This window comes from Sphingomonas sp. Leaf208, assembly GCF_001421415.1.
In the GTDB taxonomy this organism is placed as follows: domain Bacteria; phylum Pseudomonadota; class Alphaproteobacteria; order Sphingomonadales; family Sphingomonadaceae; genus Sphingomonas.
In genome coordinates this window covers 436,563-452,343 of record NZ_LMKH01000012.1, presented here as the reverse complement: position 1 = coordinate 452,343, position 15,781 = coordinate 436,563, and the positions used below count along the sequence as shown (strand labels likewise).

The window sequence follows — 15,781 nt, the reverse complement described above, 5'->3', positions numbered from 1 at the left end:
CTGCACGTCCGCAATCACTAGCCGCCGTAGCGCTCGGTCTTGATAATGGAGGGGGACAGGCCGGCCAGCAGCGCGCCCCCGGTCGCGATGTTGACGAAACCGTTGGATCCGCAGACGAAGACTTGGCTGGGCTTTCGGTGAAGTCGCGCCACGACCTCCTGGACCATCGCGCCGTCGATCCGTCGTCCGAAGTCCGATGGGCGGACCGGGGCTTCTCGGGTGATCGCCAGCGCCAGGACGAATGCCGCATCGCCCATTTCGGTCGCATGCAGCTCTTCCGAGAAGAGAACGTCCGCCTCGGTGCGTGCGGACAACAGGAGCGCCGTCGGCACGGCCGGAGACAGCGTTCGTCGGTGCCGGATCATCGCCATCAACGGCACGAGGCCGGAGCCCGCTCCGATCAACAACACCGCATCCACGGCGGGATCCGGCCACAGGAAATGACCCCCGAGCGGACCACGAAGCTCGATATCGTCGCCAACCGCCGCGACTTCGTGAAAGTACGACGAGACTTCGCCATCCGGCAGGTGCTCGATCGCGAGTTCGATAACCGGGGACGAAATTGCCGCCGATGCGATCGAGTAGCTGCGCATCGCGCTGTAGCCATCAGGCGCGGTCAGCCGGACATCGACATGCTGCCCTGCAATGTGCGCGAACGGTTTGCTCAATCGCAGGAAGAAGCTCTTGATGCTCGGTGTCTGCTGGACGATGTCCTCAATCACGCATGACTGCCACGGCACGGCTTTCGCGCCACCCTCAGTCATTGGTGTATCGCTGTTCGCGCCAGGGATCGCCGTAGATATGGTAGCCGTGACCTTCCCAGAATCCGGGTTCGTCGCGCGTCGTGAACTGCAGTGCGTTCACCCATTTGGCGGACTTCCAGAAGTAGAGGTGCGGGACCAGGAGGCGCGCGGGCCCGCCGTGATCGCGCGGAAGCGGCTTGCCCGCATAGGTGAGGGCGACCATCGCCTTGCCCGACAGAAGGTCCGCCAACGGCACGTTCGTCGAATATTTATCGTAGCAATGTGCAAGGACGAAATCGGTGGGCGGGTCGAGCCCGGCATCGGCAAGTATGTCTTCGACGAGTACCCCCTCCCAGGCGGTATCCAACTTGGACCAGGAGGTGACGCAGTGAATGTCCTTGGTCACCTTCGTCTTCGGCAGGGCGTTGAACTCGCTCCAGTTCCAGACTTTGACGGGCTTTGGACCGATCTTGACCGTGAATTTCCAATCGGAAGGCTCGACGTGCGGCGTAGGTCCAGCGGAAAGGACGGGAAAATCTTCCACGAGATGCTGACCTGGCGGAACTCGACCGGAGTCATCGCCGCTTGAACCGCGGCCGGAGAATCCTCTGGTGACCATGATGAATCCCTTGGGTTGGCTGATGGAACGGATCGGGCTCGAGTTCTGAAGCTGATGCTACATCCTTGTGGCTGCAACTGTCGAACGAGTTGTTTGACTCGATAATAAGCAGGGCGGCCTGATGGAATGGCCATGATCTTGACCTTCTATGACTCCCGATGATTGCAAATGGGTTTAGCGCCTACCCAGTCTGACTATCCAATACCCTGTCACTATAGTTTTCATACGTTTCGGTAGTTCTGTAATATGCGTGGCTAGGGGCGGGTCTTACGATCGATCGGTCGGTTCTGAATTATTCGGCCGATACGCATCGAAGTTGATCTGGTACGTGCCAAGTCGTTCCCTATGGAAACTATACGCAGCAGCTATTTGAATTGCGCTGGCCACGCAGCCATAGTCGTAGACTAACGATCGTTGCCGAGAAACTCATTTCCAACCTCACAAATGCCGACGGATCGCGCCTCGGCGAAGGAAATCCCATGACCAAATCCATCGCCACCGCTTCGATCAACCGCGAAACCGCGGTCGCCCTCATCGACGCGGCGATCGCTGCGGCCCGTGCAATCGGCATCCCGGCTGCCGTCGCCGTCGTCGACGCCACCGGCTATCTACGCGCGTTCGAGCGGACCGACGACGCTCCGTTTCTCACGGTCGACGTTGCCATCGACAAGGCCTGGAGCTCCGCCTCGTTCGGGTTCCCGACGCATGTCTGGAACGAGTATGTGACCAACGATCCAAAGGTGGCACCGCTGGCCTATCGACCGCGGATGGTTGCGGTCGGCGGCGGCTATCCGATCCTGGAGGACGGCAAGTTGATCGGCGGGATCGGCATCTCCGGGGGTAATTATCAGCAGGATCAGGATGCCTGCGTCGCGGCACTCGAGAAAATCGGATTCGAGCTACCGGCCTGACGACCGCCAAGCCGACGATCCGCATCGTAATTGGAGCAGCAAATGAGCATCGACCAACGCCAAGCCCCCGAGCTGCGGGTGCAGAAATGGATCGACCACGACGGAGGAGCGATCGCGCCGCTTACGCTGTCGGACCTCGGGCCCGGCCCGAAGGTCCTGTTCGCCTTCCAGCATTGGTGCCCCGGCTGCCATCTTCACGGGTTTCCGACGCTACAAAAATTACATCGCGCATTGAGCCCCAAGGGCGTGGGGTTCGCGGTGATCCAGACCGTCTTCGAAGGCGCGGACGAGAACACATTCCAGACGTTGCGCGTGAACCAGCGCAAATATGACCTTCCCCTCGCTTTCGGTCACGATGAGCCACCGACCGGGCAGACGCTTCCGACGTTCATGGAAGACTACCGCACGCGAGGAACACCCTGGTTCACCGTCATCGATGCAAACGGCCGCATCATCTTCTCGGATTCCATCTCGATGCGGACACGCTCATCGCGGACCTGGGGCAGGCATAGCTTATGCAGCGAGGGCTCATCCTGACTGCTAGATTTGGGCGGTTCAATCGTCCCGCATGCGATCAGGAAATCTCATGCCAGACGCAGCGCACGCCGGTATCGTGTTCAGCCACGCGATCCACATGCTTGGCCACGGCCTCCTTTGCGGCGTCGAAGCGTCCATGGTCCGTACCCACAAGCCGGAGCGACAAGCTATCGCCATCGGCTGTCATGATAAGCTGGCCGCCGGGAAGCTCGATCTCCGCGGTCAGCGCATCGTAGCGAACCGGATAGGTGTGCACCCAGGCCTTGGCGATCTCGGTCAGATAGCGGCTGCCATCGATTGTGGCGATGCGTGCTTCGGCTTCGAACATGAAGTGCTCCCGTAGACTGTGTGCTTCGATGAAAATTGTGAAATTTTTCGAGATACGCGTCGCGCCACAGATCAAAGGCGGATCACGCTATGATCGCCGTCACGCGAATTTCGATACGCATGGTGGGAAGTCCCAGCGCCTCTACCCCCAATTGCGTCCAGATTGGCGCACGGTCGGGCATGTAGTGGCGGTATAGCCTGGCCATCGTCTCGTTGATGATGGGAGGGAAGCCGCCGACGTGATAGGAATTGACGTGGACGACGTGGCGCCAGTTCGCCCCGGCCGTCGCGAGCGTCCGTTCGACGTTCTCGAACGCCTGCGCGATCTCGTCCTCGATCGACTCCGGAATGACGAGATCGTCGTTCCAGCCGCCTTGTCCAGAAATCTCCACGCGGTCGCCGATGCGCATCGCCTGGGAGTAATGCAGCGCGTCGTGCAGGCGCGTCCCGTAACCGGGGGTTATGAAGAACGACGGTGTCGTCATGAGCTTGCCTTCGATGAGATAAACAATGTTCGGGACTGGCGCGTCGGTCGGTGGCTGGCCCCTATCCCACGTCTTCCACGATGAGGTCGCGGCCGTTGAACTGCACGGTCTCGCCTGCTCGGGCACCTTCGATCGCTTCGAAGATCGGCGCCATCGTCGAAATGCCCATCACCTCACGCCCCTGACAGGTGAACCGGCTGGTCGACACGGCGATCGCGAAGTAGCGGCCGGACAGCTTGACGACGGCACCTTCCTCGACGGTCGACTTGGGGCCGAAATCGATCATCCTGAGCTTGTCGATCTTGTCGGCGTAATCGTGCAGCGTATCGTCGAGCGCTTCGGCGAGGTCGCTGGCGATCTCGGCCTGGGCCAGTTCGTCGTTCTCGACCGGTTCGCTTTGATCGACCTTGGCGGTGAAGACATAGTCGAGGTAATTTTCCCGAGCGCTCTGCAGCGCTGCGGTTTCCAGCGAGAGCATCGTCTCTCGGATGTGCGCCTTGTTCCAGTCCATGATGACGTCCTTGCGTTACGGTGCTTCGATAGTTCGGCGGACTCGTACTCCTGCGACGTCGCTATTCGTCGCTGTTGACGTCTTCGCCCTGGTAGGGGACGCGGATCAGCCGGGGATCCCGGATGATGCTCGTGACGAGCCAGACATAGTCCTGCTCGGCGGTGTCGAAACCGAGGATGCTGAAACCTCCGCCGAACGGGCATGACGGAAAGTCGGGAAAGCCTTCCCGCAGAACGTAGCGCTCGGGATCGCGGTGGAACTCGTCCTTGAACACCTTGCGCAGTCCGTGCTTGGTCGGTGCATCGCGGTCGCTTGCCGCCACGGTTTCCCGATCCGCAACGAGCCGCTCGGACAGGTCGCGGGGACAGATTTCGTGGAACACGTCGAACGCGTCGATCAACAGGCCGCGGTGCCCGGTCGCCGGGTCGGTGATCGCGTAGATGTTGGAGGCATCCTCGCCATCATCGCCGCTTTCGAGGCGCAATGCCGCGTCGACGCGAATGGTGCAGGCTTCGATGGTCGATCCGAGTTCGAGATCGACGAGGTTGCTGTCCTTGACGCGGTACTCGTGGTCATAGCCCTTGGCGACGAACGCCTGCACCGCTTCGAGGACGTCGGTCAGTTGGGATGTCATAGCCACTTGGCCTTCTTGAAGCGCACGAACAGCAGCAGGCAGAACACTGCGATCACGCCGAGCACGATGAAGTATCCGTAGGTCGCGTCCAGCTCCGGCATGTTCTTGAAGTTCATGCCGTATATGCCGGCGATCGCCGTCGGGACCGCCAGTATCGCCGCCCACGCTGCCAGCTGGCGGGTGATCACGCCCATGCGTTGCGCCTCCAGCAGGCTGCTCGCCTCGAAAACCGTGGACAGGACATGGAGGAGGCCGTCGACCATCGACTGGACGCGGTGGAGATGGTCCGCGACGTCGCTGAAATAGGGTGTCACGTCGGCACTGATGCAGGGGAAATGGCCGCGAACCAGCTTTCCCACCAACTCCCCCATGGCGCCGAGCGTACGCTGGAACCGCGTGAGTTCGGATCTCAGTTCGAAGATTCGGACGACATCCTCTCGCTCGAGGAAGTCGTCGAGCGACCGTCTCTCCATCGCCAGGACGTCGTCCTCGATCATCTCGAAGATCGGCAGATACTGGTCGACGATGCGGTGCAGGATGGCGTGCAGGACGTAGTCGACACCCTTTCGGGACAAGGTCGTCGATCCCTCGAGTTGCGCGCGAAGATTGCCCAGCGCGCCCGCGGTTCCGTGCCGTACGGTGATGAGATGATTGTGACCGGTGAAGATCGCCATCTTGCCGTAGATGATCCGGTCGCCCACCAGCGCCGCGGTCTGCGCGACGATGTAGAGCTCATCATTATAGACTTCGAGCTTGGGCGGGCACAGTGGGTGCATCGCGTTGTCGATCGCCAACGGATGAAGATTGTACGTTGCCTGGAGCTTGCTGAGTTCGTCGTCGGTAGGCTCGCCGAGCGCGATCCAGCAGAAGCCCGTGCGATCCTCGCCCAGTTCGATGCTTTCATCGAGCGCGATCGCCCGGACCCGCTTGCCTTCGTGGTAATAATAGGCGGCGATTACGCTCATGCCGGCTTCGCGGGGATCTGCAGGCCGCGCTGCACCGCGGGTCGCGCGAGCGCGCGTGCAAGCCACGCCTGGACGTTCGCATAGTCGTCGAGACCAAGTATGTCGCCAGCAGCGTAGAACGCGTCCAGCGCATTCACCCAGCCGATCGTCGCGATATCCGCGATCGAATAGTCGTCGACGATCCAGTCGCGACCTTCCAACTGGCGATCCAGGACCTCGAGCAGACGCTTGGTCTCGTCGACGAAGCGCTGCCGAGGCCGCTTGTCCTCGATATCCTTACCGCCAAATCGCAGGAAGAAGCCGAGCTGACCGAACATCGGGCCGATCGCCGACATCTGGAAGAACACCCAGGCAAGCGTCTCGTACCGTCGGGCAGGGTCGACGGGCATGAACTGGCCCGTCTTCTCGGCGAGGTAGAGAAGGATCGCCCCGGATTCCCATAGCGCCAGGGGCTTCCCGTCGGGCCCCGCCGGATCGATGATCGCCGGGATGCGGCCGTTCGGATTGAGCGCCACGAACGCCGGGTCCTTCGACTCGTTGTTCGAGATGTCGATGAAATGCGGCTCGTACGCCAGGCCGGTTTCCTCCAGCATGATCGAGACCTTGACGCCGTTGGGGGTGGGCGTGGCGTAGAGCTGGATGCGATCGGGATGCGATGCCGGCCAGCGTTGCGTGATCGGGAAGGACGAAAGGTCGGTCATAATCTGCGATCCTGGTGCTGCGGTCATGGAGGATTGCGGACCAGACCGCGCTGCGCGGTCGTTGCGTCTATTCCGCTGCGATCCCAGCCACAGGCTGCGCATCGGCAGCCGACTGGCGCTTCGGAAGCACCCAGCCCGGACGCACGAAGTGGCAGGTGTAGCCGTTCGGCCGCGTCTCCAGATAATCCTGGTGATCCGGCTCGGCTTCCCAAAACTCTCCGACCGGCACGACCTCGGTGACCACCTTGCCGTTCCACAGCCCGGAGGCATCCACATCGGCGATCGTGTCCTCGGCAACGCGCTTCTGCGCGTCGTCGACGTAATAGATGCCCGACCGGTAGGAGAGCCCCATGTCGTTGCCCTGGCGGTTCTTGGTGGTCGGATCGTGGATCTGGAAGAAGAATTCGAGGATGGCCCGGTAGCTCGTTATCGCCGGATCGAAGACGATCTCGATCCCCTCGGCGTGCGTGCCGTGGTTGCGATAGGTGGCGTTCGGAATGTCGCCGCCGGTGTAACCGACGCGAGTCGAGACGATGCCGGGCCGCTTGCGAATCAGATCCTGCATGCCCCAGAAGCACCCGCCCGCGAGAATGGCGCGCTCGTGCATGTTAAGCCTCCTCTGCCTGATCGAGATATTCGCCGTAGCCTCCGCTCTCCATCTCATCGCGCGGGATGAAGCGAAGCGACGCCGAGTTGATGCAGTAGCGCAGGCCACCGCGGTCGGCGGGACCGTCCGGGAACACGTGGCCGAGATGGCTGTCGGCGTGCACCGACCTGACTTCGGTCCGGACCGTCCCGTGCGTGGTGTCACGGACCTCGTTCACGTTTGCGGGCACGATCGGCTTGGTGAAGCTGGGCCAGCCGGAGCCCGACTCGTATTTGTCGGTCGAGGCGAACAACGGCTCGCCCGATACGACGTCGACGTAAATTCCGGGCTCCTTGTTGCCGTCATACTCTCCGGTGAACGGCCGTTCGGTACCCGAGTGCTGCGTAACCCGGCGTTGCTCCGGGGTCAGTCGATCGACTGCGTCCTGCGATCTTTCAAACTTCATGATATCACTCAATACTTTTCAAGAGGAACGAAGGATCTACGTTCAGAAAATAGTATTCGTCATCATGCAGTGTATCGCAGTACCTCCTGGAATTATCCAATACGCCGGACGTATAGTTTCCATACCACCGATACTGTTCGTGCCGTGACTCAATTCCACGCGTACCGGGCTGCCATTTGAGCGATCTTGCGTATTTCGACTGGTGCGGTGGAACCGGAGACCGTCGCGATCACGACTTCACGCTCCAGGACGAACCCGTCGATCGGGCGCGTGACGAGGCCGTGCGCCGTGGCCGATCGCTCCGGAAGAATGCATATCGCGTCGCTGTCGGCGACGACCCGCTGCACCCAGTCTTCGCGGTCGGATCGAAAGCGGGGCTGCACGAGCACGTCCCGTCGCGCGAAGTGATCGCGGATCTCGTCGCGAAACTCGCATTTGAGGCGGTCGACGAACGGAAACCTGACCAGGTCTTCGCCGCGCACGATATCGCCGGCTGCCAGGGGATGGGTCGCGGAACAGCCGAGGACGAAGCGTTCGCGAAATAACGGGTGCACGCTCAACTTGAGGTCGGGCCGCGTTTCACGCGGCAGGATGCAGGCGTGGTATTTTCCCGACAGCACCTCCGATGCGTCCTCGTTCGACTGCAGCGAATGCAGCTTGATCTCGACCGACGGAACTTCCGCCAGCGCGCTCTCGAAAAACGCCGAGAACTCCTTTGGTCCGACGGTTGGCGCGACGCCGACGTCCAATACGCGGTGCCGTCCCATCGCCCAGTTCTCGGAATGATCGCGGACGCTCCTGACCGCCGCCGCCATGCGCCTGAATTCCGCCTCGACGTCCTGACCGAGGCCGGTAAGGCGGCTGTTCTTCCCGTCGCGGTGGATCAGTTTCCCACCGAGTTCCTCCTCCAGGCGATGGATCGCGCGGGTCAGACTGGGTTGTGACACGCTGCTCAGCCGTGCTGCCGCCGTGAAATTGAGCGTCTCGGCCAGGTTGATGAAGTAGCGGACCTGATTGAGTTCCATTGCCTCGACCCCTCAGCTGACTGCTTCTTCGTCCTCGGAGCGCGCCGTCGGTAAGAAGCCGGTATAAGTATGCTTGAGGCATATAGTTACGGTTCACTGTCATTGCTATATGCATGGCGCATATATTCATTTGGCGCAGCGACATGCGCTGGTTCCTCGCTGTTTTTCGATAGCTGGCATCAAGCGGGTACGACCGCGAACTTCCTGCGCTTCGTCCTACGCCTCGCGGTCTACGCCTCGCTCGAGCAATTCGGCATCGATAGGGCAGTTCGTGCACCCTTCGTGGCAACACAGGCGACAGATGCGGTAGGAGTGATTGAGGTTTTCGAGGCGGTCGCGCAGGACGCGTTCGGCGATGTCGGACAGGTTCTTCAGATCGTCCGGCGTGAGGATCGTCAGCCCTTCGGCAATGACCTGATCGCGGGAGGCCAAGACCTTGTCGCTGGAGATCTTGCCAGCGGGCGTAAGGTAGAGCGAACGCGTACGGCCGTCCGTCGAATGCTCCCGACGCTCGATCAAAGCTTCGCTCGCCAGCCGATCGACCAGGCGAACGGCCCCTGCATGTGAAAGGCCGACTCCGATTGCCAGCATGCGGATCGAGAGCCCGGGCTGGTGCGCGAGCAACGCGAGCGCCGATGCCGCAGGGCCAGCTTCCGGCGCTTGCGATGACGTCGCACGCATGATGTCGTCGCTGATCATGAGCGCGAATGCGCCGAAGACATTGCGATCTCGAGGACTATCCATCGCGAGATCCATATGTGCGCGAAGCATATAGGGCAAGCGATACCCCGATCGGACGGTGTTCGATAAAACGGAGCGATGCCGCCAGCCTCGTACGCCGTGAACTTCACCGCGCCGAACCGCAGAAACGTCAGCGCCGGTCTTGCCGTGCGGGGTCGGTAAAGCTGCGGAAGGTGATCGACCAGCGCGTCACCTCCATCTCGGCGATGCTGTGCTCCCAGTCGTAGCGCGCCTCGCCGCTGAGATGATACACCGACCGCGGCGCTAGCGGTACGGCGGCGCGGTCCAAGCCGCCGGCCTTGCGCCGCCGGAACCGCATCGTCGCTGGCACACCGAGCGAAATTCCGACGACATGCTCGAACACCGGCCGGTCGCGGTGCCAGCCGATCCCCGCCCCCGGATCGTACCGGATCAACAACGCCTGGACGAGCGCCTCCTCCGGCAGTTCCGCGAACGCGGCGGCGCGCTGGCGGATCGGCAGCAGCCAGTCGGGCAACGGATCGGTCGCACCGAACTGGCTCGTGTCGAAATCATAATGCCAGCCGAACGACTTGGTCCGCCGCTTGCCTAGCCAACCCTGGAACTGGAACGGCGCCAGGTCCTGTTCGTCGATCCGGGCGATCAGTGCCACCTCCTCGTCACGGCTGAGCAGCGCGTCGCGATACTCGAGCCCAGGCAGGACGGGCGTGCCGAAAAGGTCTGCGGTCGGATTTGCCATCGAGCGGATGTAGGGATGTGGGTGGCCATCGCCAGCCGAAAGCCCCGCGGTTGCTCATCCGACCGCCGCCATCTACCGCGGAGCGCGCTTGCCGGAGACTGACATGACCGCCCATCTCAAGATCGACTTCGTATCGGACATTGCCTGTCCGTGGTGCATCATCGGCCTGCGCGCGCTGGAAGAGGCGTTGGCCCGCGCGGCGGATGCGCTCGACGCGGAGATCGTCTTCCAGCCGTTCGAACTCAATCCGGCGATGCCCGCTGGCGGTCAGAATATCGGCGAGCATATCGCGGAGAAATACGGGTCCACGCCCGAACAGTCGGCGGCGAACCGCGCAATGATCGTCGATCGCGCGCGCGACCTCGGTTTCACGATGGCGATGACCGAGACGAGCCGGATCTACAACACGTTCGACGCGCACCGGCTGTTGCACTGGGCGCAGATCGAAGGGGGCCAAGCGGCGCTGAAGCACGCGCTCTTCACCGCGAATTTGACTGATAATGTCGATCCAGGCGATCACCGCGTCCTGGTCGATGCCGCCGCAAAGGCCGGACTTGATCCCGTTGCCGCCGAAGAGGTGCTTCGGTCGTGACGCTATGCGGACGAAGTTCGCGCGGCGGAGGAACTGTGGCGCGCTCGCGGGATCAATGCGGTGCCGGCGATCGTGATCAACGACCGGCATCTGATCTCGGGCGGCCAACCGGTCGAAGTCTTCGAACAGGCACTACGGCAGATCGCCGCAGCGGGCTGATCTGGATCGGGTGGTCAGGCAGCGGGGTTGAGTTGCCTGACGCGTAATTGTCTCGGGCACACTGCACTGCGCCCGATCGACCGGAACAACGGAGGGCGCCCCGTCATCGCCCGGTCGAAGATCTTGCCGGGGCGGTACCCGCCCCGGCGCGCCTCAGTTCAGCGTCGTCATCTCGACGGGCTTGCCCTTGGTGGTCGGGTTGGACGCGTTCGCCTTGGGTGCCTTTTCGGCCTTGGGCTTGCGGACTTCCTTGCTCGATTTCTTCTGGCTCTTCGCCATCACGGCACCTCATGGGGCGGAAGGCCCCGCTGGGATGCTACACCTTTCGCAGGCGATACACCCGTCTTATCGCGGACCCGACGCAAGCAGGTCCAATGTTGCCTGGTCGTCTTCGTCACCGAAGAACCGGTCGAGCGCCGCGCGGAACGGCGAAGGATCGTCGGCAACCACGGCGAACAGCGTCATCGATGACCGCAACTTCACCGCGTCGATCCCGCCCAGGATCGCTTCGGCGGATCCAGACGCAGCCGCTACCGTCTGCGTGACCTCGATCAGTCGCGGTCCGAGTACCGGATGCGCGAGATACGCCCTAGCCTCGTCCGCCCCGGCAATTGCGTAGGTTCGCGCCATCGCGCTCTGCCCCAGTCCGGCGATCTGCGGGAAGATGAACCACATCCAGTGGCTGCGCTTGGCCCCGCGCTGCAACTCCGCCAGCGCCTGCGGATAGACGCCGTCCTGTGCCGTGACGAAACGATCGAGATCATGCTCCATGCACCCGAGATGGTCGCATTAGCCCCCCTCCGCAACCACGATGCCGGTCGATGCGTTGCAGGGAGGGTTCAGGAGATCAGGTGATGACGACGGTGCGATCATGAGGACGGCAATTGCAGTCGCGCTGCTCGCGGCGCCGCTTCTCGTCGGTGGATGCGGACGCAACGACGATCCCACCAAGACTGCAGCGCCCAGCGGCTTCACCCCGCCCGAGACCCGCGCGCCCGCGCCGATCGCAGGCCAAGCGCAGACCACGCCGATCACCGCCTATGTCGGCAAATACCCGCATGATGCGGTCGACGGCGTCGATTTCTACGATCGCACCGACGTTGCGACCGGCCTCGTCAATGCGGTCGGCGATGCGAAGCTGCGCGAGATGATCCGCGGTCGATCGGGGCCGGCAACGCCCGTGTTCAAGATGGGCGACCGCGTCGCCTCCTGGGGCTGCGAGGAGCATAATTGCGGCGACCACAACTGGACGGTGATCGTCGACCCGAAGCGCGGCAAGACCCAGGTCTGCTACCACGACGCAGCCAAGATGGGCCCGCAGAGCGACTGGTATGATGGCGCGGCCCCCGCCCGTCGTGCCGAAACCTGCCCGTCGGAAGGATAAGCCATGCTCGAACACATCCCCGCCTGGCTTGGCCACGCGATGAGCGGCTTGCGTGCCGGTATCGACAAGCTTGCGATCGTCCAGCTCGGCGAGAACTTCGAGACGTTGACCCTGACTAGCCCGGCGTTCGCGCACGAAGCACGGATGCCGCCGCGCTTCACCGCGGACGGGGAAGGCGTGTCGCCACCGCTTGTGTGGAGCGAACCGCCGGCAGGGACCGAGCGCATGGTATTGATCGTCGAGGATGCCGATGCTCCGGCGCCGCAACCCCTGGTGCACGCAATCATCTGGGGACTCGAGGCGGATGCGGGACAACTAGCCGAAGGCGCGATTGCTGCAGACGGTGAGGGCGACGCGAAAGGTCGCGACGTCGGTCGCAATTCCTATATGCGCGAGGGCTGGTTGCCGCCCGATCCGCCCAGCGGTCACGGCGAGCATCGCTATGCGTTCCAGGTCTTCGCGATTGGCGCAGGCGCAGGGGATGTCGGCGCGACACCCGGGCGCTCGGCGGTAGTCGAGGCCATCAACGGGCATGTGCTGGCGGCAGGGCTGTTGATCGGAACCTATTCGCGTGAAGAAGAGGCCCCCGTAGGGCCGGTGGGATTGGCCTCGCCCGCCTGACTGTGACGCTCGGCAGGCGCCTCGTCGTTCAGGCGAGCGCGCCGCCGGTCTGTGTCGCGATCAGCAGGATGGTGGTGGAAAAGGCGATGAGCCCGATGAGGATGCTGCGATTCATGATGATGGGTGTCCTGCTCAGGCGATGGGGATGATCGGGACAGCAGTGCCGACTGCAATGGCTGCGAAGAACAGTGCGCCGACGAGCGAGAAGGCGATGCGCTGAGCGGTTTCGAAACGGATCGGCATGAGATTTTCCTTCGATGGTCGGGCGCCGGACCATCCGGCTGCCGATATCGAATGATTTGCATGGCGCGTGCCAGTTTCTTACCTCGTTGATTTACCAAGATTTCTTGTTTTTGCGAGAGCCGGGTTGGTGAAAATTACCACTTGCTGGTCGCACATTGCGCCAACTCCCGGGATTAACCCGCGCAGACCCGATCTCGGCCATTCTTCTTTGCCGTGTAGAGCAGCTGGTCGGCACGCTGGAACGCGGTTTCGGCGGCTTCGTCGGCATGGATCGCGGTCACGCCCGCCGATACGGTGATGACGCCGAGCGCGGTGTCTGTCTCGCGGTTGCGGAAGCGTTTGCCAGCGACCGTCGAGCGTACGGCATTGAGCATGTCGGCAGCTTCGGCCAAGGCGATCCCGCCGATCAAAACCGCGAACTCCTCGCCTCCATGGCGGACGACGAGGTGCGGGGCGCATTCGGCCGTCATCGCCTGGCCGATCGCGGTGAGCACGCGGTCGCCGACCCCGTGGCCGTGCAGGTCGTTGATCCGCTTGAACCGGTCGATGTCGCACAAGGCCAGGCAATAGGGCCCCGCGTTCCGGTCGCGCGTCGCGAATGCTTCCTCGAACGCGCGTCGATTGGGCAGGCCGGTCAGTACGTCGCGACGTGCCGTATCGCGCGCTTCGATCAGCTTCGACCGCAGCGAATCCGTCTCTGCGGTCGCCGCCGCCAGCCGCACTTCGCTGTCGTGAATACGGGCGATCATCGCACTGGTGATTTCGGCGATCTCGTCGATCTCCGCCAATTGCGCGATCGATGCCGCGCTCCTGGCCAATTCGCGGCCAAAGCCATGCGTCTCGGCCTGCATCGTCCGCACGATCTGCACGAAGCCATCGACCTGCTGCTGCGTCTCGATCACGAGCGCGATCGCGGTATCGGGTGTCTGATCGGGGTTGGTGTCTGCAGCGCCGTTGGTCCGCCGCGATCGGCCCGACGGGGGCTCGTCGATGACCGTTCCCCCGAGTCGCTCGATATCCGATCGGGTGAGACGAACGCCGTCCTGCGTCAGCGCAGCAACTTGCGCGGCCAAATCGCTCCCGGGTGCCGACATCACGGCATAGGCAAACGCGTAATGCGCGGGATCGGGGCTCAGCTTCTGCTCGTCGAGAAACGCGCCGATCCGCTCGAACAGCGTCGTGTCAGGTCTTGCGCCCCGTATCGATCCGGCCACTCGTACGTCGCGCATGTCATCCCCCGCGTCCCCGCCAAAGCGATAGACCCGAAAGCGTTATCATAATGTCACCGGACCGGCAGGTATTTGCCGGTCCGGTATCGATCATTACTTGCCCGTCAGCTTCTGGACCGCAGCCAGCGTCGTCGAGACATGCGCCTCGGGGTTCATCTCGTCATGCACGAACGCGATGCGGCCGTCCTTGGCGATGACGTAGCTGGTGCGCTTGGTGATGTCGCGCCCGGCCATCTGCTTGCCGAGCGCGACGTCGTAGCCCTTGACCACGTTCGGCCCGGCGCTGGCGACCGCGAACTTGCCCGCGCACTTCTCAGCGGAGAACTTGCTGAGCGTCTCGACATTGTCGGCCGACATGCCGATCACGGTCGCGCCTGCCTTGGTGAACGCCGGGATCGCTTCCGCAAAAGCATGCGCCTCGGCGTTGCAGCCGCCGGTGTAGGCCGCCGGGAAGAAGTAGAGCACGACCGGGCCCTTCTTCAGCTGTTCGGCGAGGTGGACGGTAAAAACCTTGCCGGCGATCGCGCCGCGCGTGGTGAAATCCGGAGCCTTGGCGCCGGGTGCGAGTGCCGCCAGCGCAGGCGCCGCGACGAGGAGGGCAGCGGCAGTGGCAAGTGTCGAGACGAGGCGCATGGATGATACTCCGGTTGGATTGCAATGACCTACGCTGGCACGAACGATCCGTCCATTGCCCGTGGCGCTTGCGCTCGATAGGCTGGAAATATGCCAGTAACCCAAGCCGATATCGATCTCGCGCACCGCCTCGCGGATGCTGCGGGCCACGTCATCCGACCCTATTTCCGCCATGAGCACGGCGTCGAGATCAAGGACGACCAATCTCCCGTCACCCGCGCCGACCGCGAGGCCGAATCGGTGATGCGCCGGTTGCTCGACGCCGAGCGCTCGGGCGACGGCATCATCGGCGAGGAGTTTGGCGAGAAGACGGGCGTCACCAACCGCAAATGGGTGCTCGACCCGATCGACGGCACGCGCAGCTTCACCGTCGGGCGCGCGATCTTCGGGACGTTGATCGCGCTTGTCGAGGATGGCTGGCCGGTACTCGGGATCATCGACCAGCCGATCCAGCGCGAGCGTTGGGTCGGTGTCGCGGGGCGTCCGACCACTTTGAACGGCGTACCGGTCCGTACCCGCACCTGCCGCGAACTGGCAGGATCGACGATCGCCACCACCAGCCCGCATCTGTTCGACGAGGTCGACGTGCCGCATTACTTGGCGCTGGTCGCGGCGATCTCGGGCGGCAACCCGCGGCAAGGTCCCGTATATGGCGGCGACTGCTACAATTACGGCCTGCTCGCTAGCGGCCATCTCGACGTGGTTTGCGAGTCAGGCCTGAAGCTCTACGACTTCGCCGCCCTTGTGCCGGTAGTTGAAGGCGCCGGCGGCCGCATGTGCGACTGGAACGGCGACCCGCTGACCGCAGACAGCGAAGGTCATGTGCTCGCGATCGGCGACCCCGCGCGAATGGACGACGTGCTCGAGGCGATGCACCGGTTGCAGGATGACGGGCACGATCACGATGCCCATGACGGCCACGACCACGGCTAAAGCTTCCCCTCCCGCCCG

22 protein-coding genes and 1 pseudogene are annotated in these 15,781 nt (G+C 63.0%); 6 read left to right on the top strand and 17 right to left on the bottom strand.

All coding sequences use genetic code 11. The features are described from left to right. Positions 1-17: 17 nt before the first annotated feature. Both ASE69_RS08175 and ASE69_RS08170 read right to left on the bottom strand, forming a co-directional pair. Positions 18-764 (bottom strand): ferredoxin reductase, encoded by a 747-nt coding sequence (locus ASE69_RS08175; RefSeq protein ID WP_056485022.1) that lies wholly within the window; start codon positions 762-764, stop codon positions 18-20. Continuing rightward, positions 757-1,362, bottom strand: a complete 606-nt coding sequence (locus ASE69_RS08170; RefSeq protein ID WP_056485020.1) for a sulfite oxidase-like oxidoreductase — start codon at positions 1,360-1,362, stop codon at positions 757-759. Before ASE69_RS08170 ends, ASE69_RS08175 begins: the two co-directional genes overlap by 8 nt. A 479-nt stretch (positions 1,363-1,841) precedes the next feature. Between ASE69_RS08170 and ASE69_RS08165 the strand changes: the two genes are divergently transcribed. Both ASE69_RS08165 and ASE69_RS08160 read left to right on the top strand, forming a co-directional pair. Then, positions 1,842-2,273, top strand: coding sequence for a GlcG/HbpS family heme-binding protein (locus ASE69_RS08165; protein ID WP_056485018.1), 432 nt, complete (start codon positions 1,842-1,844; stop codon positions 2,271-2,273). 42 nt (positions 2,274-2,315) lie between these two features. Beyond that, the gene (locus tag ASE69_RS08160; protein WP_235518269.1) at positions 2,316-2,810 is read left to right on the top strand and encodes a peroxiredoxin family protein; all 495 of its coding nucleotides are present in this window, start codon (positions 2,316-2,318) and stop codon (positions 2,808-2,810) included. 37 nt (positions 2,811-2,847) lie between these two features. Here the strand turns inward: ASE69_RS08160 and ASE69_RS08155 are convergent, their stop codons facing one another. The 11 genes from ASE69_RS08155 to ASE69_RS08105 all read right to left on the bottom strand — a co-directional run bounded on the left by ASE69_RS08155 (position 2,848) and on the right by ASE69_RS08105 (position 9,969). After that, positions 2,848-3,138: a DUF2218 domain-containing protein gene (locus ASE69_RS08155; protein WP_056485016.1), complete on the bottom strand. Its 291-nt coding sequence runs from the start codon at positions 3,136-3,138 to the stop codon at positions 2,848-2,850. An 82-nt stretch (positions 3,139-3,220) separates the two neighbouring features. Then, positions 3,221-3,622, bottom strand: coding sequence for a RidA family protein (locus tag ASE69_RS08150; protein WP_056485014.1), 402 nt, complete (start codon positions 3,620-3,622; stop codon positions 3,221-3,223). Positions 3,623-3,683: 61 nt separating this feature from the next. Next, complete coding sequence (locus ASE69_RS08145) at positions 3,684-4,133, bottom strand: hypothetical protein (protein WP_056485012.1); 450 nt, start codon at positions 4,131-4,133, stop codon at positions 3,684-3,686. A gap of 61 nt (positions 4,134-4,194) precedes the next feature. Further along, entirely contained in the window at positions 4,195-4,767 is a 573-nt protein-coding gene (locus ASE69_RS08140) for a hypothetical protein (protein ID WP_056485010.1), read from the bottom strand. Further along, positions 4,764-5,732, bottom strand: coding sequence for a magnesium and cobalt transport protein CorA (locus tag ASE69_RS08135; protein ID WP_056485008.1), 969 nt, complete (start codon positions 5,730-5,732; stop codon positions 4,764-4,766). Before ASE69_RS08135 ends, ASE69_RS08140 begins: the two co-directional genes overlap by 4 nt. Then, positions 5,729-6,433, bottom strand: a complete 705-nt coding sequence (locus ASE69_RS08130) for a glutathione S-transferase N-terminal domain-containing protein (protein ID WP_056485006.1) — start codon at positions 6,431-6,433, stop codon at positions 5,729-5,731. Before ASE69_RS08130 ends, ASE69_RS08135 begins: the two co-directional genes overlap by 4 nt. A 67-nt stretch (positions 6,434-6,500) precedes the next feature. After that, on the bottom strand, positions 6,501-7,040 hold the full coding sequence (gene msrA, locus ASE69_RS08125) for a peptide-methionine (S)-S-oxide reductase MsrA (RefSeq protein ID WP_056485004.1): 540 nt from the start codon (positions 7,038-7,040) through the stop codon (positions 6,501-6,503). 1 nt (position 7,041) lies between these two features. After that, complete coding sequence (gene msrB, locus ASE69_RS08120; protein ID WP_056485002.1) at positions 7,042-7,485, bottom strand: peptide-methionine (R)-S-oxide reductase MsrB; 444 nt, start codon at positions 7,483-7,485, stop codon at positions 7,042-7,044. A 149-nt stretch (positions 7,486-7,634) separates the two neighbouring features. Further along, positions 7,635-8,510, bottom strand: a complete 876-nt coding sequence (locus tag ASE69_RS08115) for a LysR family transcriptional regulator (RefSeq protein ID WP_056485000.1) — start codon at positions 8,508-8,510, stop codon at positions 7,635-7,637. 216 nt (positions 8,511-8,726) lie between these two features. Further along, a complete protein-coding gene (locus ASE69_RS08110; RefSeq protein WP_235518267.1) occupies positions 8,727-9,254 on the bottom strand; it encodes a MarR family winged helix-turn-helix transcriptional regulator in 528 nt (175 codons plus the stop codon). A gap of 127 nt (positions 9,255-9,381) precedes the next feature. Continuing rightward, the gene (locus ASE69_RS08105; protein ID WP_056484996.1) at positions 9,382-9,969 is read right to left on the bottom strand and encodes an alpha-ketoglutarate-dependent dioxygenase AlkB; all 588 of its coding nucleotides are present in this window, start codon (positions 9,967-9,969) and stop codon (positions 9,382-9,384) included. Positions 9,970-10,072: 103 nt separating this feature from the next. Between ASE69_RS08105 and ASE69_RS08100 the strand changes: the two are divergent. Next, positions 10,073-10,720 (top strand): annotated as a pseudogene (locus tag ASE69_RS08100) (DsbA family oxidoreductase). Positions 10,721-10,873: 153 nt separating this feature from the next. Here the strand turns inward: ASE69_RS08100 and ASE69_RS23210 are convergent. Both ASE69_RS23210 and ASE69_RS08095 read right to left on the bottom strand, forming a co-directional pair. Then, positions 10,874-10,999 (bottom strand): hypothetical protein, encoded by a 126-nt coding sequence (locus tag ASE69_RS23210; protein ID WP_259457500.1) that lies wholly within the window; start codon positions 10,997-10,999, stop codon positions 10,874-10,876. Between the two features lie 66 nt (positions 11,000-11,065). Continuing rightward, positions 11,066-11,491 carry a DUF1810 domain-containing protein gene (locus ASE69_RS08095; RefSeq protein WP_056484994.1) on the bottom strand — a complete coding sequence of 142 codons (426 nt, stop codon included), beginning with the start codon at positions 11,489-11,491 and terminating at the stop codon, positions 11,066-11,068. Between the two features lie 100 nt (positions 11,492-11,591). Here ASE69_RS08095 and ASE69_RS08090 point away from each other — a divergent pair, with 100 nt between their 5' ends. Together ASE69_RS08090 and ASE69_RS08085 are read left to right on the top strand one after the other, a co-directional pair. Continuing rightward, a complete protein-coding gene (locus ASE69_RS08090; protein ID WP_156362227.1) occupies positions 11,592-12,104 on the top strand; it encodes a hypothetical protein in 513 nt (170 codons plus the stop codon). Between the two features lie 3 nt (positions 12,105-12,107). Further along, on the top strand, positions 12,108-12,725 hold the full coding sequence (locus tag ASE69_RS08085) for a YbhB/YbcL family Raf kinase inhibitor-like protein (RefSeq protein ID WP_056484992.1): 618 nt from the start codon (positions 12,108-12,110) through the stop codon (positions 12,723-12,725). 416 nt (positions 12,726-13,141) lie between these two features. On the opposite strand, the gene ASE69_RS08080 is transcribed toward ASE69_RS08085, so the two are convergent. Further along, entirely contained in the window at positions 13,142-14,197 is a 1,056-nt protein-coding gene (locus ASE69_RS08080) for a sensor domain-containing diguanylate cyclase (RefSeq protein ID WP_056484990.1), read from the bottom strand. A 93-nt stretch (positions 14,198-14,290) separates the two neighbouring features. Continuing rightward, on the bottom strand, positions 14,291-14,830 hold the full coding sequence (locus ASE69_RS08075; protein WP_056061405.1) for a peroxiredoxin: 540 nt from the start codon (positions 14,828-14,830) through the stop codon (positions 14,291-14,293). Positions 14,831-14,920: 90 nt separating this feature from the next. Here ASE69_RS08075 and ASE69_RS08070 point away from each other — a divergent pair, with 90 nt between their 5' ends. After that, the gene (locus ASE69_RS08070) at positions 14,921-15,763 is read left to right on the top strand and encodes an inositol monophosphatase family protein (protein ID WP_056484989.1); all 843 of its coding nucleotides are present in this window, start codon (positions 14,921-14,923) and stop codon (positions 15,761-15,763) included. Positions 15,764-15,781: the final 18 nt, after the last annotated feature.

Bases quoted from the DNA above. Each gene is read 5' to 3' on its own strand.
- ASE69_RS08175 (WP_056485022.1), bottom strand. From the start codon at position 764: ATGACTGAGGGTGGCGCGAAAGCCGTGCCGTGGCAGTCATGCGTGATT.
- ASE69_RS08170 (WP_056485020.1), bottom strand. From the start codon at position 1,362: ATGGTCACCAGAGGATTCTCCGGCCGCGGTTCAAGCGGCGATGACTCC.
- ASE69_RS08165 (WP_056485018.1), top strand. From the start codon at position 1,842: ATGACCAAATCCATCGCCACCGCTTCGATCAACCGCGAAACCGCGGTC.
- ASE69_RS08160 (WP_235518269.1), top strand. From the start codon at position 2,316: ATGAGCATCGACCAACGCCAAGCCCCCGAGCTGCGGGTGCAGAAATGG.
- ASE69_RS08155 (WP_056485016.1), bottom strand. From the start codon at position 3,138: ATGTTCGAAGCCGAAGCACGCATCGCCACAATCGATGGCAGCCGCTAT.
- ASE69_RS08150 (WP_056485014.1), bottom strand. From the start codon at position 3,622: ATGACGACACCGTCGTTCTTCATAACCCCCGGTTACGGGACGCGCCTG.
- ASE69_RS08145 (WP_056485012.1), bottom strand. From the start codon at position 4,133: ATGGACTGGAACAAGGCGCACATCCGAGAGACGATGCTCTCGCTGGAA.
- ASE69_RS08140 (WP_056485010.1), bottom strand. From the start codon at position 4,767: ATGACATCCCAACTGACCGACGTCCTCGAAGCGGTGCAGGCGTTCGTC.
- ASE69_RS08135 (WP_056485008.1), bottom strand. From the start codon at position 5,732: ATGAGCGTAATCGCCGCCTATTATTACCACGAAGGCAAGCGGGTCCGG.
- ASE69_RS08130 (WP_056485006.1), bottom strand. From the start codon at position 6,433: ATGACCGACCTTTCGTCCTTCCCGATCACGCAACGCTGGCCGGCATCG.
- msrA (WP_056485004.1), bottom strand. From the start codon at position 7,040: ATGCACGAGCGCGCCATTCTCGCGGGCGGGTGCTTCTGGGGCATGCAG.
- msrB (WP_056485002.1), bottom strand. From the start codon at position 7,485: ATGAAGTTTGAAAGATCGCAGGACGCAGTCGATCGACTGACCCCGGAG.
- ASE69_RS08115 (WP_056485000.1), bottom strand. From the start codon at position 8,510: ATGGAACTCAATCAGGTCCGCTACTTCATCAACCTGGCCGAGACGCTC.
- ASE69_RS08110 (WP_235518267.1), bottom strand. From the start codon at position 9,254: ATGGATAGTCCTCGAGATCGCAATGTCTTCGGCGCATTCGCGCTCATG.
- ASE69_RS08105 (WP_056484996.1), bottom strand. From the start codon at position 9,969: ATGGCAAATCCGACCGCAGACCTTTTCGGCACGCCCGTCCTGCCTGGG.
- ASE69_RS23210 (WP_259457500.1), bottom strand. From the start codon at position 10,999: ATGGCGAAGAGCCAGAAGAAATCGAGCAAGGAAGTCCGCAAGCCCAAG.
- ASE69_RS08095 (WP_056484994.1), bottom strand. From the start codon at position 11,491: ATGGAGCATGATCTCGATCGTTTCGTCACGGCACAGGACGGCGTCTAT.
- ASE69_RS08090 (WP_156362227.1), top strand. From the start codon at position 11,592: ATGAGGACGGCAATTGCAGTCGCGCTGCTCGCGGCGCCGCTTCTCGTC.
- ASE69_RS08085 (WP_056484992.1), top strand. From the start codon at position 12,108: ATGCTCGAACACATCCCCGCCTGGCTTGGCCACGCGATGAGCGGCTTG.
- ASE69_RS08080 (WP_056484990.1), bottom strand. From the start codon at position 14,197: ATGCGCGACGTACGAGTGGCCGGATCGATACGGGGCGCAAGACCTGAC.
- ASE69_RS08075 (WP_056061405.1), bottom strand. From the start codon at position 14,830: ATGCGCCTCGTCTCGACACTTGCCACTGCCGCTGCCCTCCTCGTCGCG.
- ASE69_RS08070 (WP_056484989.1), top strand. From the start codon at position 14,921: ATGCCAGTAACCCAAGCCGATATCGATCTCGCGCACCGCCTCGCGGAT.